This window comes from Streptococcus oralis subsp. dentisani, from assembly GCF_002096335.1.
GTDB lineage: Bacteria > Bacillota > Bacilli > Lactobacillales > Streptococcaceae > Streptococcus > Streptococcus oralis_Z.
Map to the genome: position 1 here is coordinate 474,217 of NZ_NCUW01000030.1, position 26,369 is coordinate 500,585.

The 26,369-nt window shown below is 40.3% G+C and carries 26 protein-coding genes; 7 read left to right on the forward strand and 19 right to left on the reverse strand.

The annotated features are described in order from the left end of the window. Positions 1–194 precede the first annotated feature (194 nt). Together B7709_RS08775 and parE are read right to left on the reverse strand one after the other, a co-directional pair. Entirely contained in the window at positions 195–1,727 is a 1,533-nt protein-coding gene (locus B7709_RS08775; protein WP_164497058.1) for an Abi family protein, read from the reverse strand. A gap of 34 nt (positions 1,728–1,761) precedes the next feature. Continuing rightward, positions 1,762–3,711, reverse strand: a complete 1,950-nt coding sequence (gene parE / locus B7709_RS08780) for a DNA topoisomerase IV subunit B (RefSeq protein WP_000037296.1) — start codon at positions 3,709–3,711, stop codon at positions 1,762–1,764. 135 nt (positions 3,712–3,846) lie between these two features. Between parE and plsY the strand changes: the two genes are divergently transcribed. Beyond that, the gene (gene plsY, locus B7709_RS08785; protein ID WP_049500527.1) at positions 3,847–4,488 is read left to right on the forward strand and encodes a glycerol-3-phosphate 1-O-acyltransferase PlsY; all 642 of its coding nucleotides are present in this window, start codon (positions 3,847–3,849) and stop codon (positions 4,486–4,488) included. A 34-nt stretch (positions 4,489–4,522) separates the two neighbouring features. Here the strand turns inward: plsY and B7709_RS08790 are convergent, their stop codons facing one another. The 8 genes from B7709_RS08790 to B7709_RS08825 all read right to left on the reverse strand — a co-directional run bounded on the left by B7709_RS08790 (position 4,523) and on the right by B7709_RS08825 (position 12,272). Further along, complete coding sequence (locus B7709_RS08790; protein ID WP_000029140.1) at positions 4,523–5,479, reverse strand: ABC transporter permease; 957 nt, start codon at positions 5,477–5,479, stop codon at positions 4,523–4,525. A 2-nt stretch (positions 5,480–5,481) separates the two neighbouring features. After that, a complete protein-coding gene (locus B7709_RS08795) occupies positions 5,482–6,540 on the reverse strand; it encodes an ABC transporter permease (protein WP_000038688.1) in 1,059 nt (352 codons plus the stop codon). Next, positions 6,533–8,068, reverse strand: a complete 1,536-nt coding sequence (locus B7709_RS08800) for an ABC transporter ATP-binding protein (RefSeq protein WP_000929834.1) — start codon at positions 8,066–8,068, stop codon at positions 6,533–6,535. The genes B7709_RS08795 and B7709_RS08800 overlap by 8 nt, the downstream gene beginning before the upstream one ends. Before the next feature lie 136 nt (positions 8,069–8,204). Continuing rightward, entirely contained in the window at positions 8,205–9,260 is a 1,056-nt protein-coding gene (locus B7709_RS08805; RefSeq protein WP_084972478.1) for a BMP family lipoprotein, read from the reverse strand. An 89-nt stretch (positions 9,261–9,349) separates the two neighbouring features. Continuing rightward, positions 9,350–9,739 (reverse strand): cytidine deaminase, encoded by a 390-nt coding sequence (locus tag B7709_RS08810; RefSeq protein WP_000246096.1) that lies wholly within the window; start codon positions 9,737–9,739, stop codon positions 9,350–9,352. Next, on the reverse strand, positions 9,726–10,388 hold the full coding sequence (gene deoC, locus B7709_RS08815; protein WP_049504503.1) for a deoxyribose-phosphate aldolase: 663 nt from the start codon (positions 10,386–10,388) through the stop codon (positions 9,726–9,728). The genes B7709_RS08810 and deoC overlap by 14 nt, the downstream gene beginning before the upstream one ends. A 19-nt stretch (positions 10,389–10,407) precedes the next feature. Beyond that, positions 10,408–11,685, reverse strand: coding sequence for a pyrimidine-nucleoside phosphorylase (locus B7709_RS08820; RefSeq protein WP_084972479.1), 1,278 nt, complete (start codon positions 11,683–11,685; stop codon positions 10,408–10,410). Next, complete coding sequence (locus B7709_RS08825; RefSeq protein WP_084972480.1) at positions 11,682–12,272, reverse strand: class I SAM-dependent methyltransferase; 591 nt, start codon at positions 12,270–12,272, stop codon at positions 11,682–11,684. The genes B7709_RS08820 and B7709_RS08825 overlap by 4 nt, the downstream gene beginning before the upstream one ends. Positions 12,273–12,506: 234 nt before the next feature. On the opposite strand from B7709_RS08825, the gene coaA reads away from it, so the two are divergent. From coaA to B7709_RS08840, 3 genes are all read left to right on the forward strand, one after another. Beyond that, positions 12,507–13,427 (forward strand): type I pantothenate kinase, encoded by a 921-nt coding sequence (coaA, locus tag B7709_RS08830; RefSeq protein ID WP_084972481.1) that lies wholly within the window; start codon positions 12,507–12,509, stop codon positions 13,425–13,427. Positions 13,428–13,494: 67 nt separating this feature from the next. Beyond that, positions 13,495–13,731 (forward strand): 30S ribosomal protein S20, encoded by a 237-nt coding sequence (gene rpsT, locus B7709_RS08835; RefSeq protein ID WP_001274000.1) that lies wholly within the window; start codon positions 13,495–13,497, stop codon positions 13,729–13,731. Between the two features lie 52 nt (positions 13,732–13,783). After that, the gene (locus B7709_RS08840; RefSeq protein WP_084972482.1) at positions 13,784–14,317 is read left to right on the forward strand and encodes a DNA topology modulation protein; all 534 of its coding nucleotides are present in this window, start codon (positions 13,784–13,786) and stop codon (positions 14,315–14,317) included. 177 nt (positions 14,318–14,494) lie between these two features. Here B7709_RS08840 and B7709_RS08850 read toward each other — a convergent pair whose 3' ends face one another. The 8 genes from B7709_RS08850 to B7709_RS08885 all read right to left on the reverse strand — a co-directional run bounded on the left by B7709_RS08850 (position 14,495) and on the right by B7709_RS08885 (position 23,383). Further along, entirely contained in the window at positions 14,495–15,742 is a 1,248-nt protein-coding gene (locus tag B7709_RS08850; protein ID WP_084972483.1) for a DUF6287 domain-containing protein, read from the reverse strand. 136 nt (positions 15,743–15,878) lie between these two features. Next, on the reverse strand, positions 15,879–16,805 hold the full coding sequence (locus B7709_RS08855; RefSeq protein WP_084972484.1) for an aldo/keto reductase: 927 nt from the start codon (positions 16,803–16,805) through the stop codon (positions 15,879–15,881). A gap of 74 nt (positions 16,806–16,879) precedes the next feature. Beyond that, positions 16,880–17,695 (reverse strand): hypothetical protein, encoded by an 816-nt coding sequence (locus B7709_RS08860; protein WP_084972485.1) that lies wholly within the window; start codon positions 17,693–17,695, stop codon positions 16,880–16,882. A gap of 3 nt (positions 17,696–17,698) precedes the next feature. Then, on the reverse strand, positions 17,699–18,019 hold the full coding sequence (locus B7709_RS08865; RefSeq protein WP_084972486.1) for a PadR family transcriptional regulator: 321 nt from the start codon (positions 18,017–18,019) through the stop codon (positions 17,699–17,701). A 133-nt stretch (positions 18,020–18,152) separates the two neighbouring features. Beyond that, positions 18,153–20,150: a methionine--tRNA ligase gene (metG, locus tag B7709_RS08870; protein WP_084972487.1), complete on the reverse strand. Its 1,998-nt coding sequence runs from the start codon at positions 20,148–20,150 to the stop codon at positions 18,153–18,155. 135 nt (positions 20,151–20,285) lie between these two features. Beyond that, on the reverse strand, positions 20,286–21,545 hold the full coding sequence (locus tag B7709_RS08875) for an ABC transporter permease (RefSeq protein WP_084972488.1): 1,260 nt from the start codon (positions 21,543–21,545) through the stop codon (positions 20,286–20,288). 1 nt (position 21,546) lies between these two features. Further along, positions 21,547–22,248, reverse strand: coding sequence for an ABC transporter ATP-binding protein (locus B7709_RS08880; protein WP_084972489.1), 702 nt, complete (start codon positions 22,246–22,248; stop codon positions 21,547–21,549). Next, positions 22,232–23,383: an efflux RND transporter periplasmic adaptor subunit gene (locus tag B7709_RS08885; RefSeq protein WP_084972490.1), complete on the reverse strand. Its 1,152-nt coding sequence runs from the start codon at positions 23,381–23,383 to the stop codon at positions 22,232–22,234. The genes B7709_RS08880 and B7709_RS08885 overlap by 17 nt, the downstream gene beginning before the upstream one ends. Before the next feature lie 264 nt (positions 23,384–23,647). Between B7709_RS08885 and gor the strand changes: the two genes are divergently transcribed. Continuing rightward, entirely contained in the window at positions 23,648–24,994 is a 1,347-nt protein-coding gene (gor, locus tag B7709_RS08890; protein WP_049520702.1) for a glutathione-disulfide reductase, read from the forward strand. A 143-nt stretch (positions 24,995–25,137) separates the two neighbouring features. Beyond that, entirely contained in the window at positions 25,138–25,674 is a 537-nt protein-coding gene (locus B7709_RS08895; protein WP_084972491.1) for a biotin transporter BioY, read from the forward strand. A gap of 35 nt (positions 25,675–25,709) precedes the next feature. Here B7709_RS08895 and B7709_RS08900 read toward each other — a convergent pair whose 3' ends face one another. Further along, positions 25,710–25,928, reverse strand: coding sequence for a YdbC family protein (locus tag B7709_RS08900; protein WP_000807436.1), 219 nt, complete (start codon positions 25,926–25,928; stop codon positions 25,710–25,712). A 104-nt stretch (positions 25,929–26,032) separates the two neighbouring features. Between B7709_RS08900 and B7709_RS08905 the strand changes: the two genes are divergently transcribed. Continuing rightward, positions 26,033–26,353 (forward strand): eukaryotic translation initiation factor 4 gamma, encoded by a 321-nt coding sequence (locus B7709_RS08905; protein ID WP_084972492.1) that lies wholly within the window; start codon positions 26,033–26,035, stop codon positions 26,351–26,353. Positions 26,354–26,369 lie beyond the last annotated feature (16 nt).

The following is a 26,369-nucleotide window of genomic DNA, read 5'->3' on the forward strand; positions in this document are numbered from 1 at the left end:
TGTGTTTTTAAGTTTTTGCTCTAAAACAATTCAGAACATATCTAAATATTCGTATTTTACTCCAATAACTCAAAACACATATGTGTGTTTTAGGTTATTTCCCACTAGACAAGATATTCTACAAGTGGGATTTCTTGTTTTAAAACTGGGAAAGGTGATTATTCGTGTGGGATATTGTTTCAAAATAGTAAAAATCAAAAATACTTCTGTAGATGTATTCCTGTTTCATAAAAATGGAGGCTTGCCGTTTTCTCTGCAAGTGATGCTTCATTTGCTATTGTTTTATACGCTGGAGGAAAATACTGAAGAAGTGAATCTGACTCAAACATTGTTAAGTCTCCAATATCTTTTAAAATGGGATTGACATTTTTTTCTTGTTCATTTCTATCATAATCACTGTCATAATCTAAGAAATAATTCGATTCGTTTTTGAAATCATTATACATTTTCTCATCAAAAAGACTAATGAATCGATGATAAATAAAATTAAGTTCAAACCAAGCTCTTCTGTAGGGATTACCAAAAATGGTTTGTGCAATCCCTACTGAAATAGACTCGTCAAATCCTTGGGACATTAGTGCCTTTTTTAAATAACTAAATATGAACCAATCTTTAATTTCAGTTCTTTCAAGAGGGTTATCAAACTCCAAATCCCAGTTAGGATTATAATCAGGATTTACTATAGTTGGAATTACAAACCTTCCATGTGCAGCTGCATTTCTTATAATCCTTAAATATGAAAGTACTTTTTTATGTAAAACAATATCTCTGACAAAAGGAGTTAATAAACGCCCCCCTGTAGAGATACTTTCTTTTGAAAAAGCATCAAACTTATAAAGCAAAGATTCTAAAGTACTCAAATCCATTTGATCCATTAAATCATCTAATGGGATTATATCGGAATTAATATAATCAAATTTATCTGAGTAACTTAGATACTTATATCTGTTTTGGGCTCTTTTATATTGTCTTTCTTTAACATCGTCGGTGGAAGTTTTCCAATGCCTAACAACTCTAGCAGCAATTTCATCTCCACCTTCTCTTTGAGTAGCTAATCTACTTAATAAACTTTTGTATGAATTTTCAATCCCTAATATCCATCTTAATATCTTTTCCCTGAACACTTTATCAATATCGTCAATTTTAACAATGTGTTTTACATCAATTTTTTTTAAATTACCCAAAGTTTTTTCAATAAAAAGACCATTAATAATATAATCTAACATATAGGGTTGGAATCCTATTTTTTTCAAATATTCATATAAAATAGCTTCATCATCTACCAAAACAGAATCATAAAAATTTTTTAACACAGAAGCAGTAAACTGATCAACCGCCAAATCAAGCTCTCTGATTTCGTTTTCCATTTGATTTTTGGTTGGTAGTTGAATATTAAACAAATCAAATTTTTCTTTTACTTGTTCCAAATAGGACTTTGATTCCACACGCTTTTCCTGAATTAAATTTCGAGAATCAAACTTTAAGTCACCAGCTTCTCTAATTTTCTTATCTCTAAGATTCACTCCTTTTTTTATATTAAACTCTACCTCTTTGCTATATTCAATGTACTCAATACCATCTATTTCTTTTATCATCTCAGGAGTAAACTGAAATGGAAGTTCCTCACCTTCTTGACCAAAACTATCCGTAGAAATATATCCGTAATTTCTAAATAGCTTGATAATTCTTCCTACACCTTTTTGCTTCTTGTTTTTATTTTTTCCCATTCTAAAAACTCCTATAACCTATACCTTCAATTTCTCAAAACACCATCTCCCCACTCTCTTCCAGCGTAAACTTGACATTATCCTCAATCCATTTACGTCGTGGTTCGACCTTATCTCCCATGAGGACATTAACGCGACGTTCTGCGCGTGCTAGGTCTTCAATCGTGACACGGATAAGAGTGCGGGTTTCTGGATTCATGGTTGTTTCCCAGAGTTGGTCCGCATTCATCTCTCCTAGACCTTTGTAGCGTTGAAGGGTAGCGCCTTTACCAAACTGCTTGCGGAGTTCTTCTAGCTCTCCGTCCGTCCAAGCATAAGCTACTTCTTCTTTCTTGCCTTTGCCTTTGGACATCTTGTAAAGAGGCGGAAGGGCGATATAGACATGTCCTGCCTCGACTAGTGGACGCATATAGCGGTAGAAAAAGGTTAAGAGCAAGGTCTGAATGTGGGCACCATCTGTATCCGCATCGGTCATGATAATGATCTTGTCATAGTTGGCATCTTCAATAGAAAAATCTGCTCCCACACCCGCACCGATGGTATAAATCATGGTATTGATTTCTTCATTTTTGAGGATATCCGCCATCTTAGCCTTGGCTGTATTGATAACCTTACCTCGAAGGGGTAAGATAGCCTGGAACTTACGATCACGACCTTGCTTGGCAGAACCGCCGGCAGAGTCCCCCTCAACTAGGTAGAGTTCATTCTTTGCAGGGTTTTTAGACTGGGCTGGAGTCAATTTACCAGAAAGCAAGCCCTTGTCTTTTTTATTTTTCTTACCATTTCGGCTCTCATCACGCGCTTTGCGAGCTGCCTCACGAGCATCACGCGCCTTGATAGCCTTGCGAATGAGATTGGAAGCCAGTTCCCCATTTTCCATAAGGAAGAAGGTCAACTTATCAGCCACAATCCCATCCACAACTGGACGAGCCAGAGGACTTCCAAGTTTGTCCTTTGTCTGACCCTCAAACTGGAGGTGTTCTTCCGGAACCAGAATAGATAGAACGGCTGCTAAACCTTCACGGTAATCTGACCCTTCAAGGTTTTTATCTTTTTCCTTGAGAAGCCCTGTCTTACGAGCGTAGTCATTCATGACCTTAGTAATGGCAGACTTAAGTCCTGTCTCATGCGTTCCACCATCTTTAGTACGAACGTTATTGACAAAGGATAGAATGTTATCTGAAAATCCATCATTGTACTGGAGGGCAACTTCCACTTGGAAACCATTGTCTTCGCCTTCAAAATATAGGACTGGCGTCAAGGTTTCCTTGTCTTCATTGAGGTAAGAAACAAAGTCTTGTACCCCGTTCTCATAATGGAATTCGATTGCTTCATCTGTTCGCTTATCTGTCAAAGACAAGGTAACATTTTTTAAGAGAAAGGCTGACTCATTGAGACGTTCTGAAATGGTATTGTACTTGAAGTCAGTCGTAGAAAAAATCGTCGCGTCAGGCATGAAAGTGACTTTGGTACCTGTCTTAGACTTGGGTGCTGTACCAATTTTCTTCAAGGTTGTGACGGGTTTCCCGCCATTTTCAAAACGTTGCTTGTAGACTGTACCGTCACGGGTAATTTCAACTTCCAACCAACTTGAGAGTGCATTAACAACCGAAGAACCGACTCCGTGAAGACCACCAGATGTTTTGTAGCCACCCTGACCGAATTTTCCTCCAGCGTGGAGAATGGTAAAGATAACCTCAACAGTTGGAATTCCCATGGCGTGCATCCCAGTCGGCATCCCTCGACCATGGTCTTGTACGGTTAAACTTCCGTCTTTATTGATGGTCACATCAATGCGGTCACCAAATCCAGACAAGGCTTCATCGACTGCATTATCCACAATTTCCCAGACTAGGTGATGGAGGCCAGCACCGTCAGTCGATCCAATATACATCCCCGGACGTTTACGGACCGCATCCAACCCTTCTAGCACCTGAATGGCGTCATCATTGTAGTTATTAATATTGATTTCCTTTTTTGACACAAGGAACCTCCTATTTGTTCATCTTTTCTATTTTACAGGTTTTCTAGCAATTTTGCAAAGCTTTTCCCTTTCAGCTGTCACAATTTCACAGGATATTCTCTGACTTTCGATACCATTTCATGGTATAATAGGTCTATGATGACATTTGTATTATTAATTTTAGCTTATTTGCTAGGTTCGATTCCGTCTGGTCTCTGGATTGGACAAATCTTCTTTCAAACAAATCTGCGTGAACATGGTTCTGGAAATACTGGTACGACCAATACTTTCCGTATTTTGGGTAAGAAAGCAGGGATGGCAACTTTTGTGATTGACTTCTGTAAAGGGACCTTGGCCACTCTCCTTCCTATTCTTTTCCACCTTCAAGGTATATCACCTCTTGTATTTGGACTTTTGGCTGTGATTGGACATACTTTCCCTATCTTTGCAGGATTTAAGGGTGGCAAGGCTGTTGCAACCAGTGCTGGAGTGATTTTCGGATTTGCGCCTGTTTTCTGTCTCTATCTAGCAATCGTATTCTTTGGAAGCCTCTATCTAGGCAGTATGATTTCACTGTCTAGCGTTACCGCTTCTATCGCAGCCGTTATCGGAGTTCTCCTATTTCCACTATTTGGTTTTATCCTAAACAGCTATGACCCTCTCTTCATTTTGATTATCCTAGCACTTGCTAGCTTGATTATCATTCGTCACAAGGATAATATCACACGTATCAAAAATAAAACTGAAAATCTTGTCCCTTGGGGGTTGAACCTAACCCATCAAAATCCAAAAAAATAAAACGCCAGTTTGAAACTGACGTTTTTTTGTATGCTTATTTTGACTTGATGTAGTTGATACCGTCTGCCTTAGGTGCAACTGCTTTTCCAAAGAAGGCTGCCAAGACAAGGATAGTCAAGACATAAGGCGCGATTTGAAGGTAAACCGCTGGCACTCCTTGTAGGAAAGGTAATTGAGAACCGATAACTGCCAAACTTTGTGAAAGTCCAAAGAAAAGACTAGAAAGCATAGCACCAATTGGGTTCCATTTACCAAAGATCATCGCAGCAAGGGCGATAAATCCAGGACCGACAATAGTTGTCACTGAGAAGTTAACTGAAATGGATTGAGCATAAATCGCTCCCCCAATTCCACCAAGGAAACCTGAAATAACAACCCCAAGATATCGCATCTTGTAGACATTGATCCCCAAGGTATCCGCTGCTTGAGGGTGTTCACCAACAGAGCGAAGACGAAGACCAAAACGTGTCTTAAAGAGAATAAACCAAGCAAGGAAAGAGAAGGCAATCGCGATATAACCTAGTAGACTGGTTGACTTGAAGAAGATATCTCCAATCACAGGGATATCAGCCAAAACTGGGAAATCAAAACGTCCAAAAGTCTGGCTTAAGTTATCCGTTTGTCCTTTGTTATAAAGAACTTTAACCAAGAAAACTGCTAGGGCAGGAGCCATCAAGTTCAATACTGTACCACTGACAACATGGTCCGCACGGAAATGAACTGTAGCGACTGCATGGATGAGAGAGAAAATAGCTCCCACAATACCAGCAACTAACAAGGAAATCCAAGGAGTCGCTGTTCCAAGTTGTTCTGCAAACTCAAGGTTAAAGACAACCCCAGAAAAGGCTCCCATAACCATAATTCCTTCAAGACCGACGTTAACGACACCACCACGTTCAGAGAAGACTCCTCCGATACTCGTAAAAATAAGTGGTGCTGAGTAAATCAGCATAGAAGAGACCAAGAGGGTGAGTAATGTTGTAATAGACATCCTTACTTACCTCCTTTAACTTGTTTTTTAGGTTTGACAAAGCGTTCGATAATATAGTGAACGCTGACAAAGAAGATAATAGACGCTGTTACAATGCTGACAAGCTCAGATGGAACTTGCGCAGCGTTCATACCCGGTGCTCCTACTTGCAAAACTCCAAATAAAAAGGCCGCAAAGAGAATTCCAATTGGTGAATTTCCAGCAAGCAAACTAACTGCCATCCCGTTAAATCCGATAGCTAATGATGATCCCTGAACGTAAACGTTTTGGAAAGTTCCAAGACCTTCGACCGCTCCACCAAGACCAGCCAAAGCACCAGAGATAATCATTGATAGAATGATTGTACGTTTTGCTGAAATACCAGCGTACTCTGAGGCATGGGGATTGAGACCAACTGCACGAATTTCAAAACCGAGAGTCGTTTTCTTTAGCAAGAACCAAATCACAGCTACAGCAATGATTGCAAAGAAGATTCCGATATTCATACGGGAATTTCCAGTCAACTCTGATAACCATGGTGTCTGGTATGTAGCGTTGGCACTAACACGAATCGTTGAGTCTGTACTTTGCATAATATCTTTCGGAAAGGCATGAATAAAGGCATTTCCCACATACAATACAATGTAGTTCATCATGATGGTCACGATAACCTCTGACGTACCGAGATAGGCTCTGAGGATACCTGGAATCGCACCAACAATTCCACCTGCGATCAAAGCAATGATCACTGTCAATGGAATCAAAACGAGACGAGGCATATCTGGATTTGACAAGGCAAACCAACCACTGAGAATCCAGCCTGCAAGTGCTTGACCAGGAAGTCCAACGTTAAAGAAACCTGCTCGACTGGCAACTGCGAAACCAAGACCTATCAAGACAAGAGGACCCATGGCACGGAAAATTTCACCAACTCCACGAAGACTACCGAAAGCTGTATAGAACAACTCCTCATAACCCCAGATAGCATCATATCCGAAGATCCACATGACAATGGCTCCGAGCAAGATTCCTAAGAATACGGAAATCAAGGGAACCGAAATTTGTTGTAATTTTTTAGACATCACTCTTCTCCTTTCCCAAGTTTCCACCTGCCATCAAGACACCAAGTTCTTGTTTGTTAGTTGTTTCTGGCGATACAATACCTTGAATCTTACCATCGTGAATAACAGCAATTCGGTCTGAGACATTTAAAATCTCATCCAATTCAAAGCTGACAACAAGGACAGCCTTCCCGTTATCACGTTCTTCAATCAAACGTTTGTGGATATATTCAATGGCACCGACATCCAAACCACGAGTTGGCTGGCTGACGATAAGGAGATCAGGATCACGATCAATCTCACGAGCGATAATCGCTTTTTGTTGATTTCCTCCTGAAAGAGCTGCTGCTGGAACAAATTCACTGGCAGCACGGACGTCAAACTCTTCCATCAATTTCTTAGCATGTGAAGTGATATTGGCATAGTTTAAAATACCGTTCTTGCTGAGTGGTTCTTTGTAGTAGGTTTGAAGAGCGATATTTTCAGAAATCATCATCTCCAAAATCAAGCCATCACGGTGACGGTCCTCTGGAACGTGGCCCACGCTTAGTTCAGTAATTTGTCGAGGATGCATCCCCACGATTGATTTGCCTTTTAATTCAACGCTACCTGACTCAACCTTACGAAGACCAGTAATGGCTTGAATGAGTTCAGATTGACCATTGCCATCAATACCTGCAATACCAACAATTTCACCAGCACGAACATCCAAGGATAGATTTTTCACTGCTGGTACACCGCGGTTTTCATTGACAACCAAGTCTTTGATAGACAAGACCACTTCTTTGGGTTGTGGTGCTTGTTTTTCCGTTTTAAAGGAGACTGAGCGTCCAACCATCATTTCTGCCAAGTCCGCATTGGTTGCTCCTGCAATCTCAACCGTCTGGATAGATTTTCCACGACGGATAACTGTCACTCGATTCGATACTGCACGAATCTCATCTAACTTGTGGGTAATCAAAATGATGGACTTCCCTTCTTTGACAAGGTTTTTCATGATTGCCATCAACTCATCGATCTCTGAAGGAGTTAATACGGCTGTAGGTTCGTCAAAGATAAGGATATCAGCACCACGATAGAGTGTTTTCAAGATTTCTACACGTTGTTGGGCACCAACGGAAATATCCGCCACCTTAGCAGCAGGATCTACTGCCAAACCATAACGTTCAGAAAGAGCCTTGATTTCTTTAGTAGCACCAGCTATATCTAGAACACCATTTTTAGTGATTTCACTCCCTAAAATGATATTCTCAGCTACTGTAAAAGCTTCAACCAACATGAAATGTTGGTGAACCATCCCAATTCCAAGACCAGCGGCTTTAGATGGTGAGTCTAGTTTTACAACCTGACCATTCACCACAATTTCACCACTTGTTGGTTCAAGAAGTCCTGCCAGCATATTCATCAGAGTGGATTTACCCGCTCCATTTTCTCCTAAAAGTGCATGGATTTCACCTTTTCGCAGTTGCAAGTTGATTTTGTCGTTTGCTACAAATTCACCAAACACCTTGGTAATATCCCGCATCTCAATGACATTTTCGTGTGCCATATGCTCTTCCTTTCAGAGGTTTATTTTATTTCAATAAAACCTGCTAATCACATTAACAAGCTCTATTGAGACAAAAATTGCCTCAATTCTTAAAGAAGCGACCGATGGCCGCTTCCTAAGAAATGACTTTTATCCATTATTTTTCAGGAACTTTTACGCTTCCGTCAAGGATTTTAGCTTTTGCATCTTCAACAGCTTTTTTACCTTCTTCTGAAAGGTTTGTTACTGCTAGCTCAACCCCTTTATCTTTCAATGAGTAAACAATCACTTGTCCACCAGGGAATTCACCTTTTTCTGTTTTGTTGGCAATATCTTTTACAGTTGTACCAACTTGTTTCAATGTAGATACAAGAACGAAGTTAGATTCTTTACTATCTTTAGAAGTGTATTTACCTTCTGCTGCTTGGTCACGGTCTACACCGATAACCCAAACTTTTTCGTTTTCATTTTTGTTTTCGTTCAATGATTTTGCTTCAGCAAAGACACCAGCACCTGTACCACCAGCTGCTTGGTAGACAACGTCTGCACCGGCAGCATATTGAGCTGCTGCAATTGTTTTACCTTTGGCAGCATCACCAAATGAACCAGCGTAGTCAACTTGGACTTTGATAGATGGGTCTACTGACTCAACACCAGCTTTGAATCCAGCTGCAAAACGTGAAATAACTTCAGATTCGATACCACCTACAAAACCAACTTGTTTTGTTTTTGTAGTTTTCGCTGCTGCAACACCAGCAAGGTAAGCTGCTTCGTTATCCGCAAATCTTACGCTCGCAACATTCTTTTGACCTTCAATCACATCATCAATCAAGACATAGTTTAGGTCAGAGTGGTCTTTTGCTGCTTCCTCAACTGCATTGTGAAGGGCAAAACCAACACCGAAGATCAGGTTGTAACTTCCAGCCGCTTGTTGCAAGTTGTTAGCATAGTCTGCTTCGCTTGTTGATTGGAAGTAAGTGTAACCTTTATCTTTAGAAAGATTGTGTTCTTTACCCCAGTCTTGCAAACCTTCCCAAGCTGATTGGTTAAATGATTTATCATCAACACCACCAGTATCTGTTACGATTGCTGCTTTGGTCTTCATTTCTGATGAAGATGAAGCGGCGTTACGAGAAGAGCGGTTACCACATGCAGCAAGTCCAACTGCTGCTACTGCAACTAGACCAAGGCCTAGCCATTGTTTCTTGTTCATTACTGAACCTCCTAAATAAGATGTGCAACGATGTTGCAAGTATGGATTGGTTGGCCACAAGGACCGCGTCACTCAGAGAGTGACTCAGACTAATTTAAGTCTGTAAATGAGTATGGAAGTAACTCCCCGACCGTCATCTCGACCGTCGATTTATCTTTAGCGACTAAAGTCACTTTTAGATCTTGTTCAAAAAATTCAACCATGACCTGGCGGCAAGCACCACATGGCGAGATAGGTTTTTCAGTTTGTCCGTAGACAATCAATTCTGAAAACTCCCGTTGCCCCTCCGAAACTGCTTTAAAAATAGCAGTACGTTCTCCACAATTAGTCAAGGGATAACTAGCATTCTCGATGTTCACACCCGTATAAATGCTACCATCCTTGGCAACTAAAACAGCTCCGATAGGAAAGTGAGAATAAGGCACATAAGCTTTCTTGCTAGTTTCAATTGCTAGTTCAATCAACTCAGTAGTTGCCATCTGCCAATTCTCCTTTTAAGATTGCTACACCAGCAGATGTTCCGATACGGGTAGCACCTGCTTCCACAAAAGCGACAGCATCCGCATATGAACGAGCTCCACCAGCTGCCTTAACTCCCATATCTGGTCCGACTGTTTTACGCATCAACTGAACATCCTCAATAGTGGCACCACCAGTTGAAAATCCAGTTGATGTTTTGACAAAGTCAGCGCCTGCTTTCTGGGATAATTGGCAGGCCACAACCTTTTCATCGTCTGTCAACAAGCAAGCTTCGATAATGACTTTCACCAGCTTGTCACCACTTGCTTCTACGACAGCACGGATGTCCGATTCAACTAAATCCAGATTGCCTGATTTGAGGGCACCGACATTGATAACCATATCAATCTCATCTGCACCGTTTTGGACAGCTTCTTTTGTTTCAAAAGCTTTCACAGCTGAAGTTGTTGCTCCCAAAGGAAAACCTACTACTGTACAAACCTTTACATCTGAGCTTTCAAGCCCTGTTTTCGCATGTTTAACCCATGTGGGATTGACACAAACACTGGCAAAGTCATACTCACGCGCTTCAGATAGCAAACAATCAATTTGTTCTTGGCTTGCATCTTGCTTTAAAAGCGTATGATCAATATATTTATTTAACTTCATATTCGGATTCTCCCTGGTTTTATGAGATAATTTCTATAATTTCTCGTAAACTTTGCACTCCATCATTTATTTTAACATATTTTTGAAATTCTGTAACTAGTTCAGAAGAAATTTTTCCATTTGTATAAACTTTTGCAACAATTTCACCCTTTTGAACGGAGTCTCCAACTTTCTTTTCAAAAACAATCCCTGTTTCATAGTCCAAGTCATCAGTCTTGACTGCACGACCGGCTCCTAGTCTCATGGCATAGAGCCCAAATTCCATTGCAGGAAGAGCTGAAATAACACCCGTTTCTTGAGCAGGGATTTCCACCACATGGGCAACTTTGACGGGGCGATAGAGATCTTCTAAATCACCGCCTTGTGCTGCTACCATTTCTTCAAACTTAGCCAGTGCTTGGCCATTTTCCAGGTGTTGACGGATTTCCTCGATCGTTTTCTCAATATCAGCCAACCCAAGCATAATCTGAGCTAGCTCGCAGATAAAGTGACTAATATCTTCTCGGCCATTTCCTTTGAGAATATCGATTGCCTCAAGGATTTCGAGACGATTGCCAATAGCTTTTCCCAAGGGTTGGCTCATATCGGTAATGACTGCTACTGTCTTTCGACCAACAGCCTTACCAAGATCCACCATGGTTTGAGCCAATTCGCGCGCCTCATCAACCGTCTTCATGAAGGCACCCTCACCGACCGTTACGTCTAGCAAAATGGCATCCGCTCCTGCAGCAATTTTTTTGCTCATAACAGAACTAGCAATCAAAGGAATCGTGTCGACAGTTGCTGTCACATCTCGGAGGGCATAGAGAAGTTTATCTGCTTTAACCAGCTGATCGGACTGCCCAATGACAGATACACCAATATCCTGTACCTGACGAATGAAATCCTCTTGACTTCGCTCGACTTGATAGCCCTTAATGGACTCCAATTTATCAATTGTCCCACCAGTATGGCCGAGACCTCGACCACTCATCTTAGCAACGGGCACGCCGAAACTCGCAACAAGTGGAGCCAAGATTAAGGTCACCTTATCACCTACACCACCAGTCGAATGTTTATCAACTTTAACCCCCTCAATAGCTGACAAATCAAACTCCTGACCTGTTTTAACCATATTCATCGTCAGATCAGAAATCTCACGTGTGGTCATTCCTTTAAAATAAACAGCCATAGAAAAAGCAGACATCTGATAGTCTGGAACAGTTCCAGCCACATAGCTTTCTACCAGCCATTTAATTTCAGCTGCAGTCAGTTCTTGACCATCTCGTTTCTTTTGGATTAAATCAACTGCTCTCATTCTTTCACACTTCTAAGGATATAGTATCCCTTATCTTTCTTTACGATTTCACAATTACCAAAAACGTCTTCCATCTTACTTTTAGCACTTGGAGCTCCTTGTTTTTTCTGAATGACAATGGTTAAATCTCCTCCGTCTTTCAAGAAATCTCTGCTCTTTTCGATAATCTCATGAACAACCTGTTTGCCCGCTCGGATCGGCGGATTGGAAATAACATGGTCAAACTTCCCTTCAACTTGTTCATAGATATTGGATTGGAAAATCGTTGCTTCTACTTTATTACGTTCAGCATTTTGTCGCGCTAGGTCCAAGGCACGATTATTGATATCGACCATGGTCGCCTGAACTCCATAAGCCTTGGCCAATGACAAGCCCAATGGTCCATAACCACAACCCACATCAAGGACCGTCTCTCCTTCATTTACCTCTAGACACTTGAGCAAGAGCTGACTCCCAAAGTCAACCATTTTCTTGCTAAAAACACCCGCATCCGTCAAAAAGGTCATGTTTTCTCCCAACAACTCCACTCTCAACTCATGAATGTCGTGAGCCGCATCAGGATTTTCTGCATAATACATTTTACTCATAAGTCTATTTTAGCATATTTTAAGGTTTTTTAAAACCGTTTACAAAGCTAAAATTCAACAAACAAACTAAATCTGTTATGATAACAATTAAAGAATTTTCGTACTATTTCCTCTATTTTTGACCTTTTAGAGCAACTTATAGCAACTTTCAAGAATCAGAATGAGAAATATCGAATTTCATTCTCTCTTTAGATTAGAAATATGATATACTAAGATATCGAACGAGGAAAGAATATGACCAACGAATTTTTACATTTTGAAAAAATCAGCCGCCAGACTTGGCAATCTTTACATCGAAAGACAACTCCTCCCTTGACAGAGGAAGAGTTAGAATCCATCAAGAGTTTCAATGACCAGATTAGTCTGCAGGACGTAACGGACGTCTATCTTCCCCTAGTCCATCTTATCCATATTTACAAGCGCACCAAGGATGATTTGGCCTTTTCAAAAGGAATTTTCCTCCAACGTGAAAGCAAATCTCAACCTTTTATTATTGGGGTTTCGGGCAGTGTTGCTGTGGGGAAATCAACCACTAGTCGCTTACTTCAGATTCTTCTATCACGGACTCTCCCAGATGCTACTGTAGAATTGGTGACAACCGACGGTTTTCTCTACCCCAATCAAACCTTGATTGAGCAAGATATCTTAAATCGCAAAGGTTTTCCTGAAAGTTATGATATGGAAACCTTGCTGAATTTCCTTGATCGCCTTAAGAATGGGCAAGATGTCGATATTCCTGTCTATTCTCATGAAGTGTATGACATCGTTCCTGGAGAGAAACAACGTGTCAAAGCTGCGGACTTTGTTATTGTTGAAGGCATCAATGTCTTTCAAAATCCTCAAAATGAGCGCCTTTACATCACTGATTTCTTTGATTTCTCCATCTATGTGGACGCAGCTGTTGAAGACATCGAAAGCTGGTATTTAGACCGCTTTTTAAAACTACTTAGCTTTGCCCAAAACGATCCAGACAGCTACTACCACCGCTTTACGCAAATGCCGATTGGAGAAGTTGAAGCCTTTGCACATCAGGTTTGGACCAGTATTAATCTCATAAATCTACAAAACTATATCGAACCAACAAGGAATCGCGCCGAGGTCATTCTCCACAAGACTAAAAACCACGAAATCGATGAAATTTACCTAAAAAAATAATTTCCCCTTGTCAAAACCTAAGTTTTCAGATATAATGGTATAGTTAGTAAATATGGAGGTAAGAACATTGGCAAACATTAAATCAGCTATCAAACGCGCTGAATTGAACGTTAAACAAAACGAAAAAAACTCAGCTCAAAAATCAGCTATGCGTACTGCTATCAAAGCTTTCGAAGCAAACCCTTCTGAAGAACTTTTCCGTGCTGCTAGCTCAGCTATCGACAAAGCAGAAACTAAAGGTTTGATTCATAAAAACAAAGCAAGCCGCGATAAAGCTCGTCTTTCAGCTAAACTTGCTAAATAAGAAACAGTCCACAGAGGCTGTTTTTTTGTCCTCCATTACGAAAAGGTAGAAAATGAAAATCGCAATCATCGGTTATTCTGGAGCTGGTAAGTCAACTCTAGCAGAAAAGTTATCTAACTACTACTCCATACCCAAACTACATATGGACACCCTCCAATTTCAACCAGGTTGGCAAGACAGTGACAGCGATTGGATGGAAGCTGAGATGAGAAACTTCCTCTCAGAACATACAAACTGGGTCATCGATGGCAACTACTCTTGGTGCTATTACGAAGAAAGAATGCAAGAAGCTGACCAAATCATCTTCCTAAATTTTTCACCATGGACTTGTCTCTTTCGAGCCTTTAAACGGTATCTCACATATCGAGGTAAGGTCAGAGAAAGTATGGCAGCAGGCTGCCCTGAACGCTTTGACTGGGACTTTATCAGATGGATTCTCTGGGATGGGCGGAGCAAATCCGCTAAGGAACGCTACAAGGGGGTTCAAGAAATCTATCCAGAGAAAGTAACTGTCCTCAAGTCTCAAAAGGAGATAGACCACTTTTTAGAAAATCTCTCGCATAACAAGAAAAACCAACGTGCCTAACGTTGGTTTTTCGCTATTAGCCAATCACACTTCCGTTTGGTACAGCTGAATCAACTGTGAGAAGGGTTAATTTACCATCATGTTCAGCTGAGAGGAGTACATCAGAATAAATATTTCATAAAATTATTAAACTCAAAAAAAGCTCAAATGCTATCTGATTACTGAACATTTCACCTACTAATGAGAATCACTTGACTTTACTCTGTAATAATAAAAATCTTTATCATAATTTCCAGCTGATTGACTAACAATTAAGCGTGGCCGTGAAATATCTGATTGGTCACCCATTGGGTTTTTAAATCCTATTTTAAACAATCCTATAGCTGCACTCGTAGGACCACTTTGTAAACTAACATATGGAACACTGCTCTTCTTAGATGAATCTTCTATTACTTTAATCCTATTTCCATTCCCTGTTGTTCCATCAGGATTAATTATCAATTCCTTACCACGACCATTCCTCCATGTTCCAACAAGTGTTGAAATATCACCATTTTCAATCGCTTCAATATCTAAATCGACCTCTGAAAGTGAGTTATGTTGATAAAGTTGCCACCAATCCACTTTATATGGTCTAAGATAACTTTTCCCATAAAGAATTCTGTTTTCTTGAGTTTTTTCATTATCTGGTCCAGTTTCATTAGCAGGGATAAATGTTAACACTAATTCTTGCCCAATAATGGCATTTCTATTATCCCATACAAAATATACTTCATAATAATCATTGTTTTTCTTCGGTGTTTTACTTTTATCTAACTTGAATTGAGCATGCATAGAACCACTCCAAAAGATCCAATATCCATCTTGATAGGATAATCTTGGAAAAACAGAAGTTATGCCTTTATAGTAATCTTCTCTTTTATACCCATACAAAGTAAAATTTGATTCTGCAATTGCTTTTTCCAAATAATCATTAGAATAAGTTCCTTCAAAAGCACTTAAATCTCCTTGAAGAATATTATCCTTACTATTTTTAAAATAATCACTACTACTAGCAAATACCATTTTATGATTCTTATTTCCATCAGATAAGATGATTACCTTTAAAATTTTAGACGAATCATCTACGTTATTAACTGAAATAGATATTTTAAAATCCTTATTTCCGTCTGACTTATTAAATTCTGTAACAGAAGACCTATTGTTGCCATCTTCCTTCCAATCCGTAGAAAAGTCTCCAAATACATCACCCTCATCTGTGCTGTATGAAATTCTCCAATTTTGATCATTCTTAGCAACAGTAGCTTTCTCACCTGAGACAGACACATAATTTCCCGATAAATCTATAAAGTCTGATTTTATTATTTTCTCAGTATTTGATTGTATTTTCTGGTTATCACTCTCTCTATGATTCTTAAATAAAAGAAATAAAACTAAAGTTGTTAAAAGAGAAACAACCCCAAAAAATATGAGTGTTTTCTTCATTCCAATCTCCAGTAGATATAAATTATTTCCCCCATTTTACTATATTACTTAAAGACTATCAAGTTAATTTATAAATAATGGAAAAAACCGTTTTTCAACGGCTTTTTGACTGTGATTTCTCAAATGCAAATTCCTCTTACGGCAAATCATTCCCTGCTGCGAGGTAAATCTCATACCATTCTTTTCGAGTCAGGTTAACATCACTTGCTTGGCTTGCCTCTATTAAATGTTTAGGATTAGTTGTTCCTACCACTGCCTGCATCTTAGCTGGGTAGAGTAAGACCCAAGCGATAGCAATAGCTGATGGGCTTACACCGTATTTTAAGGCTAGTCGATTTAGGACTTGGTTTAGTTGTTGAAACTTCTCATTGCCGACAAAATTCCCTTTGAAATATCCGAACTGCAAGACTGACCAGGCCTGAATAACCATGTCATTTAATTTACAGTATTCAAAGACGCTACCATCACGCAAAGCTGCCTTGTCCCCTTTCATATTGACATGAAAACCGGATTCAAAACCAGGTGTGAATGCTGCACTTAGTTGTAATTGATTGATAGCTAGAGGCTGCTTAACTTCTTTCTTCAGTAATTCCATCATCATAGGATTTTGGTTGGACACACCGAAATCTCTAACTTTATCTGATGTGTGTAGAATTTCAAAGGCTTGAGCCACTTGATCAGCTTCCATCAGAGCATCTGGTCGATGGAGAAGCAAGCTATCTAAATAGTCAACCTGCAATCTTTTTAAAATTCCATCTACTGATTCTAAAATATACTCTTTTGAAAAATCAAAATAAGTAAACTCTTCAATGCGAATGCCACATTTGGACTGAATCCACATCTTTTCTCGCAGGTCAGGACGATTGTTTAACACTTGACCTAGTAATTCTTCGCAACGACCTCCACCATAGATATCTGCCAAGTCAAAGGCATTGATTCCGACAGAGAGGGCTGTTTCAACCAGTTCCTCAACTTCTTTGACCGACTTGTCACTGATTCGCATCATACCGAGAACAATTTCTGATAATTCTTTGTCATCTCGACCAAGAGTTATGTATCTCATCAAATTTTTCTCCTTTAATTTCTAACATTTTTTCCTTCATTATAACAAAAAACCGCTTTGCAACGGCTTTTTGACTATATTTCACTCCATTTTATCTTCTTAAACCCACGGAACAAGACAAAGATTCCAATAAAGAGGACAGCTAAAGGAATAACTTTTGTAAGAAAAACATTTGAAATTCCCATCCACTCATAGTAACGGAGTAGAGAGCCTACAACAAGATGGGCAACAATCATACTGACAAAGGGACGAAAAATCGGTTCTTTCCAATTCCAAATACTGATGACCAACGAAATCGTAAAGACAGATAAACTATCCCAGGGAGCAGGAAGATAAAAGGCTCCTTCTTGTATGAAGCTTGTCATTCCTACATATCCTAGAACAACTAGCAGAACAAGAATCCCAACGACAGTATAGGTGCCAATTTTCATTTTGGGAGAATCTTGGACTAAACCCCAACGTAAGATTATCCCCACAAGCCCAAATCCAACTAGAAAAAGGAGCAGTTGCCCTAAGAAGGTGAGCAAATTGACTGTTAAGAGAGGGCCTTTAGAAAAATCACCTAGCAGTTGATAGTAACGTAATACCGCTAGGACAAGAATTGGCGTCAAAAGGGACTCTTTGATAGAACTGCGAGGTGCTTCCTTGAGCATCTCTCTCATTAATTTTTTAGGATTCTTACCTAGATACTCCTCTGCACTCATACCATCTCGTTCTGCTTCTGAAAAATCTAACATCATCAAATAAATCTGCTCTCTAAGATAGTCCTCATCATAGAGAAATCCAGCAAGATTAAAACTATCCCACAGCTCCTCAAAATACTTTTGATTCTCCTCAGAAAACTCATACAGCAAAGCGCTTGTTTCTTCGTAATACTTCATTTTCTTCATGGTTTACCCCCCATTCTTAATCCCTTCAACTTTTTGACTCAAATCGTCCCATTGTTGCCAAAAGACCGAGACACGCTCTTTTCCTTCTTTAGTTAACGAAAAATACTTCCGATCTGGACCATCTGGCGACGAGCGCATGTCGCCTCTTATCCATTGTTTTTTTTCTAACTTTTGCAACAAAGGATAAATAGTTCCTGGAACAATAGTGCCAAATCCGGCCTCTCGCAAAGTCTGAACCAACTCATAACCATATCGCTCTTTTTGACCAATCATATCCAAGACACAACCTTCAAGAACACCTTTTAATAGCTGAGTTTCTTTCATCCCTTCTCCCTTCTAATCTATTTTGTAATACATACTAGTAGCTTCACCTATAGCATACCACTTTCACACTAGTTTGTAAAGCATAATAGCTAAAGAAAAAAACAGAACTAGCATGAACTAGTCCTGTCTATTTTTATCCAATCACACTTCCGTTTGGTACAGCTGGATCCACTGTGAGAAGGGTTAGTTTGCCATCATGTTCAGCTGAGAGGATCATCCCTTGGCTGACATATTTTTTCATCATTTTACGTGGTTTGAGGTTGGCAACGATTTGGACTTTCTTGCCGACCAATTCTTGTTCGTTTGGATAGTATTTTGCAATTCCTGAGAGAATTTGACGGTCTTCACCATCACCAGCATCCAAGCGGAATTGAAGCAACTTATCAGAACCTTCTACTTTCGAAACTTCTTTGACTTCTGCGACACGGATTTCAACCTTGTCAAAGTCTTCAAATTTGATTTCTTTCTTGTTTAGTTTGAGTTCGACTTCATCTGGATTCCATTCTTTTTCGACTGCAGGTTTATTGCCTTCCATTTGTTCCTTGATATAGGAGATTTCTTCTTCCATATCCAGACGTGGGAAGATTGGAGTTCCTTTGGCAACTACTGTCACACCAGATGGGAAGTCTGCTAGATTCAAGTTCTCAAGGCTAGAAACTTCTGCTAGACCAAGTTGAGTCAAGACTGCACGACTGGTTTCCATCATAAATGGCTCAATCAAGTGAGCTACAATACGAAGGCTAGCTGCCAAGTGGCTCATCACACTTGCTAATTGGTCACGGAGGGCTTCATCCTTAGCCAAGACCCATGGAGCTGTCTCATCAATGTATTTGTTGGTACGAGAGATAAGGGTCCAGACTGCTTCAAGCGCACGTGGGTAGTCAACTGCTTCCATGTGTGTATGGTAATCAGCGATAGATTGCTCTGCTACTTGAGCAAGAGCATTGTCAAATTCAGTCACACCTTCTACATAGGCAGGGATTTTGCCATCAAAGTACTTGTTAATCATAGAAACCGTACGGTTGAGGAGATTTCCAAGGTCATTGGCCAATTCATAGTTGATACGGCCGACGTAGTCCTCAGGAGTAAAGGTTCCGTCTGAACCGACTGGGAGGCTACGCATGAGGTAGTAACGAAGTGGATCCAGTCCATAACGCTCTACCAACATTTCAGGGTAAACAACGTTTCCTTTAGACTTAGACATCTTGCCGTCTTTCATGACAAACCAACCGTGAGCAATCAAGCGGTCTGGCAATTTGATATCGAGCATCATGAGCAGGATTGGCCAGTAGATAGAATGGAAACGAAGAATGTCTTTTCCAACCATGTGGAAGACTGTTCCATTCCAGAACTTGTCAAAGTTTCCATGCTCATCTTGACCATATCCAAGAGCTGTCGCATAGTTAAGGAGAGCGTCAATCCAAACATAGACAACGTGTTTTGGATTTGATGGGACTGGTACTCCCCATGTAAAGGTTGTACGAGAAACTGCCAAATCTTCCAAACCTGGCTCGATGAAGTTGCGTAACATTTCGTTAAGGCGACCATCAGGTGTGATGAAATCAGGATGAGATTTAAAAAATTCGACCAAACGATCTTGGTATTTGCTGAGGCGAAGGAAGTAAGACTCTTCTGAAACCCACTCCACTTCATGACCTGATGGAGCGATTCCGCCCGTCACATTTCCAGCTTCATCACGGAAAACTTCTGCCAGCTGGCTTTCTGTAAAAAATTCCTCATCTGAGACTGAGTACCAACCAGAGTATTCGCCCAAGTAGATGTCATCTTGAGCAAGCAAGCGTTCAAAGACCTGAGCCACCACTTTTTCATGGTAATCATCAGTTGTGCGGATGAATTTATCATATGAGATATCAAGTAATTTCCAAAGTTCTTTGACTCCAACTGCCATCCCATCGACATAGGCTTGTGGTGTAATACCAGCTTCTTCTGCTTTTTGTTGAATCTTTTGGCCATGCTCATCAAGACCCGTCAAATAAAAGACATCGTAGCCCATAAGGCGTTTGTAACGTGCTAAGACATCACAGGCGATAGTTGTGTAGGCAGAACCGATATGAAGTTTACCAGATGGATAGTAAATCGGTGTTGTAATATAAAAATTCTTTTCAGACATAATATTTCCTTTCCAGGCAAATGAAACCTGTTTTTCTAACACTTCATTATATCATATTTTTAGTGATTTTCGATAGGAAAATCCATACAAAAACAAGACAGATAAATGTCCATCTTGTTTTTCCTCTTGTTTATATTACTCATAACGAAGGGCTTCAATCGGATCAAGCTTAGAGGCTTTATTGGCCGGTAAGACACCAAATATCATACCAACGCTGGCTGACACAGCCAAGCTAAAGAGAGCAATTGGGAGGGAAACCCCAACTTCGATGCCTGCAATCATATTTTGCAACAAGATACCTGCTAACATTGTCAAGCCTGCTGCACTGACTAGGCCGATGATCCCACCTAGCAAGGTCAAGATCATGGACTCGATCAAAAACTGTACTAAGATATTAGCCCGTGTAGCTCCGAGAGCCTTCCGCAGACCAATCTCACGCGTACGTTCTGTCACCGAAACCAGCATGATGTTCATAACTCCAGTTCCACCAACAAAGAGTGAAATCCCTGCGATGGCACTGATAATTGTGGTTATAAATCCAAAGAGTTTTTGAACTTCTTCAAAGGTTGCTGTTTCATCCGCAACTTGATATTCTCCTTGATGTACTCCTGATATTTCTGTCATTCTGCGTGCGAGTTCTGGTCCTAAAGTCGGAGTAAGACTTGTATCATTCACACGAAAGACAACATTAGAGATTTCATCCATATTAAAATTAACAGCAACAGATGTATTGGTTGTAATTGGCAAACCTCCGATACCAAACATCTTTGCAGTTTTAGCCTCAGAACTTGTGTATACTCCGATAACTCGATAATGAAAGTTATTAACTGAGATTATCTGATTAAGAGCTGCCTGTGGTGAGTCAAAAAGACTGTTAGCCAGTTCTTCATCAAGTAAGATCACACTTGCAAAATCTCTGTAATCTTGTTCTCTTAGACTCCTACCAGCGATTATTTCATTTTCAGTGGCAGTCATATAAGTCATATTACCACCTGTTAAACTAGCCTGCTCAACTTTTTTATCTTTATAAGTCAGAGTAACATTTATACTATTCGTCACAAAGTAACTATCTACACCCTTTAGTTTAGCGGCTTCCTTAACCCATGCTTCCTGTGTCTTGGGTGGGACAACATAAGCTGTATCCTCTCGACCAGACAGTGTTAGAGAAGACTGTTTTTGGGTAAAAGAGCCGTCCTTACTTTTAATAGGCGAGAAAAAGACCTGAATATTTTTCTGAGATTTGGTCATATTTTTATTGACCTGACGAGACATAGAGTCTCCCAGAGCCATGATGACAACTACTGAAGATACTCCTATAATAATCCCAATCATCGTCAAAAATGAACGCATCTTGTGTGCCATAATCGATGAAAAGGCAAATTTCAGATTTTCCATCTTAATGCCCCTCCCCTTCTAAATGCCCACTATCAGATGCAATAACCCCATCACGGATTACAATCTGACGTTTTGCATAAGCTGCAATCTCAGGCTCATGCGTGACCATAATAATGGTCCTTCCTTCTTCATTTAACTCCACCAAAAGTTCCATGATTTGGCTTCCTGTCCTTGTATCCAAAGCTCCAGTTGGTTCATCTGCCAGGATAATCGAAGGATTGTTGACAAGGGCACGTGCAATAGCTACCCGTTGTTTTTGTCCACCAGATAATTCCGAAGGCAAGTGGTGACTTCTATCAGTCAAATCTACCTTTTTCAAATAGGTCTCTGCCAATTTATGGCGTTTGGAAGCTGAAACTCCAGCATATATTAAAGGCAATTCAACATTCTGAAGGGCATCTAGTTTGGACAAAAGAAAGAATTGTTGAAAGACAAAACCAATCTCTTGATTACGGACTTTGGCCAACTGTTTTTCATCTAATCGAGCCACTTCCTGCCCCTCTAAGTAATACTCACCACTAGTTGGAGTGTCCAACATTCCAATAGTATTCATAAGAGTAGATTTTCCCGAACCTGATGGTCCCATAATGGCAACAAACTCTCCCTCATTCACTTCCAAGTTGATATTTTTCAAAACCTGAAGTTCCTGATCTCCATTTCGATAACTCCTACAGATATTTTTTAGACTAATTAGTTTCTTCATCAGCCTTCACCTCTTTTCCTTCTTCCAAGGAAGTTGTTGGATTACTGATGACTTTAGCCCCATTTGTCAAACCAGAAGTGATTTCTTGGTTTTCTGCGTCAGCATTTCCTAAGCTAACTTCGATTTTCTTAGCCTTATTCTCTTCGTCAACAACCCAGACATAGTTTTTACCTTCTTCTTCTACGATGCTGGTTAATGGTACCAGAAGAGATGTACTGTCGCTTTTAACTTCTACACTAACAGAAAATCCTTGTTTTAACTCACCAATATCACTCGTAATTTCAATAGTGTATGGATATTTAGAGCCGACATTAGATGCACCTGTACCATTACTTCCATCAGCACCATTCTTTGAATAAGTTGCGATATAGTTGATCTTCCCTGTCCACGTTTTATCTGGGTAGACTTTGGATGTGAAGGTCACTTCTTGTCCAACTGAAAGCTTGGCAAGGTTGTACTCTGACAGTTCACCTTTTACTTGCAAATTATCATTGCTCACTACATGGATCATGACCTTGCCATTACCTGCAGAAGATTTGGAGAGATCGCGATTTACCTCTACAACTGTTCCTTCTATTGTACTTAGAATAGTTGTAGCATCTAATTGAGCCTTTGCTTTTTTAACTTGTGCTTCTGCATCTGCGCGGTTATCACAAGCATCCTTAATCTGAGAATCAAGGGAAGATACTGTGCTAGCATCTGAACCACCATATTCTTCATAATAAGTCAAGGCCTTACTTCGTGATTCTCTCAACTCATTGATTTGACGATCAATCTTTGCTACTGCACGATTAGCAGCATCGTATGCTGCCTGAGCATCAGAACTATTGTATTTTACTAACGCTTGTCCTCCACTTACCTTGTCGCCAACAGAGACTAAAATTTCTTCAATCTCACCCATACTTGCATCAAAGTATACATACTGTTCATTTTTTACAGTAACAGTACCAGATAAGAGAATAGATGAGGCAACCGTTCCTTCTTTGGCAACAACCAAATGAGAGGTGGCATCTTTAACAGCAGCCTGAGAAGGTTGTCTAAAAAGTAAAATCCCCATAGCCCCGACAATAACAGCACTTGCAGTTCCGATAGATGTGTAAAATTGCCATTTTTTTCTTTTCGTATTTTTCTTCATCCCAAAACACCTTTCATATTTTCCATTAAAAACCATTATATCAAATTTATCCACTCTGAACAATGATTGTACTGTGAGAAAAGAGAAGCATTCCAAAACTCACTTTCAGCTTCTTTCTGGTACATCAATTGTACTAGTTACACAATACATCTTATTTCCATATTTAGCAAGTAATTTCAACTCTTTACTTATGCCGTAGCAGATTTTTGCATTCAAAAAGTAAAAACGATAGAATATGACTATCAAAGCTATAAGGAGTTTTCTATGAGAGAATATGATATCATCGCCATCGGTGGAGGAAGTGGCGGCATTGCCACTATGAACCGCGCTGGCGAACACGGTGCTAAAGCTGCTGTTATCGAAGAGAAAAAATTAGGTGGAACCTGCGTCAATGTCGGCTGTGTTCCTAAAAAAATCATGTGGTATGGAGCGCAAATCGCTGAAAGCTTCCACCACTACGGCCCTGACTATGGTTTTACAAGTTCAGATGTTCAATTTGATTTCGCAAAACTTCGTCAAAATCGTGAAGCCTACATCGACCGTGCCCGCTCATCTTATGATGGAAGTTTCAAGCGCAATGGGGTTGATTTGATTGAAGGTCGTGCTCATTTCGTTGATTCCCACACAGTCAGCGTCAATGGTGAATTGATTCGTGCCAAGCATATCGTGATTGCGACTGGGGCTCGTCCAAGCATCCCAACTATTCCTGGAGCTGAACTCGGTGGCAGCTCAGACGATGTCTTTGCTTGGGAGCAACTTCCTGACTCTGTTGCGATTCTTGGAGCTGGCTATATCGCCGTTGAATTAGCAGGTGTTCTCCACGCTCTAGGAGTAAAAACGGATTTGTTTGTCCGTCGTGATCGTCCCTTGCGTGGTTTTGACAGCTACATCGTTGAAGGTCTTGTCAATGAAATGGAAAAAACAGGTCTACCTTTACACACACATAAGGTACCCGTCAAGCTCGAAGAAACGGAGCAAGGTATTACCATTCATTTTGAAGACGGTTCTAGTCACACTGCAAGCCAAGTTATCTGGGCTACCGGTCGCCGTCCAAATGTAGACGGTCTGGAGTTAGAAAAGGCTGGCGTCACACTCAACCAACGTGGATTTATCCAAGTGGATGAGTATCAAAATACAGTTGTAGATGGCATCTACGCCCTTGGAGACGTTACTGGTGAGAAGGAACTGACCCCAGTAGCCATCAAGGCAGGACGCACCCTATCTGAACGCATCTTCAACGGGAAAACAAATGCTAAGATGGACTACACGACTATCCCTACTGTTGTCTTCTCCCACCCAGCAATCGGAACCGTTGGTTTAACTGAGGATCAAGCTATCAAAGAATACGGCCAAGATAACATCAAAGTCTACAAGTCAAGCTTTGCATCTATGTACTCAGCCGTTACAAACCATCGTCAAGAGTCTCGCTTCAAACTCATCACCGCAGGTGCTGATGAAAAAGTTGTTGGACTTCACGGACTTGGTTACGGAGTGGATGAGATGATTCAAGGATTCGCTGTTGCCATTAAGATGGGGGCAACCAAGGCGGACTTTGATGCTACAGTAGCTATCCACCCAACCGCTTCAGAAGAATTTGTGACCATGCGCTAATTATCGCAAGAGACCTCTTGAGGTCTCTTTTTACTTGCAAAATCGGCCGTTACAAAATTGTTACCTTTAATTTAGAAACTGGTTGACTTTTCTTTCTAAATTAGTATAATAGTTACTATAATTTTGAAAAGAGGTTAACAGTTTTGAAAAAAGTTCATATCTACGCTATCTCTGCTATCGGTGCTGCTCTTATCGCCGTTTTGGCACAAATCAGTCTCCCTATCGGTCCTGTCCCCTTCACTCTACAAAACTTCGCAATCGGTCTGATTGCTACTGTTTTTAGACCCAGAGAAGCAGTCCTATCTGTTGCTCTCTATCTCCTACTGGGTGCTATCGGCTTACCTGTCTTTACAGGGGGAGGGGCTGGATTCCACATTTTAGTCGGTCCAAGTGCAGGCTATCTTTGGTTCGACCTTGTCTATGCTGGACTTACATCTTATCTCATCCATAAAAACAGTGGTTATATTCGTATTTTCCTAGCCAACCTCTTAGGCGATTCCCTCGTCTTTGTCGGAGGGATTCTCAGCCTCCACTTCCTTGCTGGGATGCCATTCGATAAGGCGCTAGCAGTTGGTGTCCTTCCCTTTATCCTCCCGGACCTTGGTAAGATCATTGCAATTAGTTTCATTGGTCGTCCCCTACTAGAACGATTGAAAAACATCGCTTATTTCTCAAGATAAAAAAATGAGCCTGGAACAATAGTCCCGTGGCTCTTTTACTGATTGCCTTTGAAGGCATCCACCATTACTTGAAATTCTTCATTTGTAAGGGTGATTCCTTTTCCCATCTTGGTATGATCAGGGCTCCAAGTTCGAATATCAAACTTTGCTGGCGCTCCATTAAAACTAACTCGGTTTAGTTCTTTTGTCCATCCTTTTTCATTTTCAGACAAGGTCAGTAAGTGTTCTTCGATTTCAAATGTAAATTCTGCCATTTTTAACTCCTTTTTGTGATATGCTTTCTATAGTCTATTCGTAAAAATCTTGTAGTTTTTAGGAAAATTTTATATAATGTGGATAGATAAGAAGGGAGATGCCTATGAGGTACACATTCAAGCAAGTCTTAGATAAGATACGAGACTTTCTCAGTGGACATGATGAACAAGATTATTCTGAAAACGACTCCCTTATTAGCACAATTGAACAGGCCATCCAGAAAAAAAAGGCTGTTCATGTCATACTCGCTGAGACAAGTTTTACAGGTGACATTGTCAAATATGATACCAGCCGTCAGCAGATTATTGTCAAAAATTTCACTAGAAATGTGACACGTATCATTCGGATTGGTGACATCAAGAGAATCCGTTTTGTCCCTTCCACAGTAGAAAAAGCACAGAAAAGTCTATTTAAGAAAGAGTGAGATGTTCATTGCATCC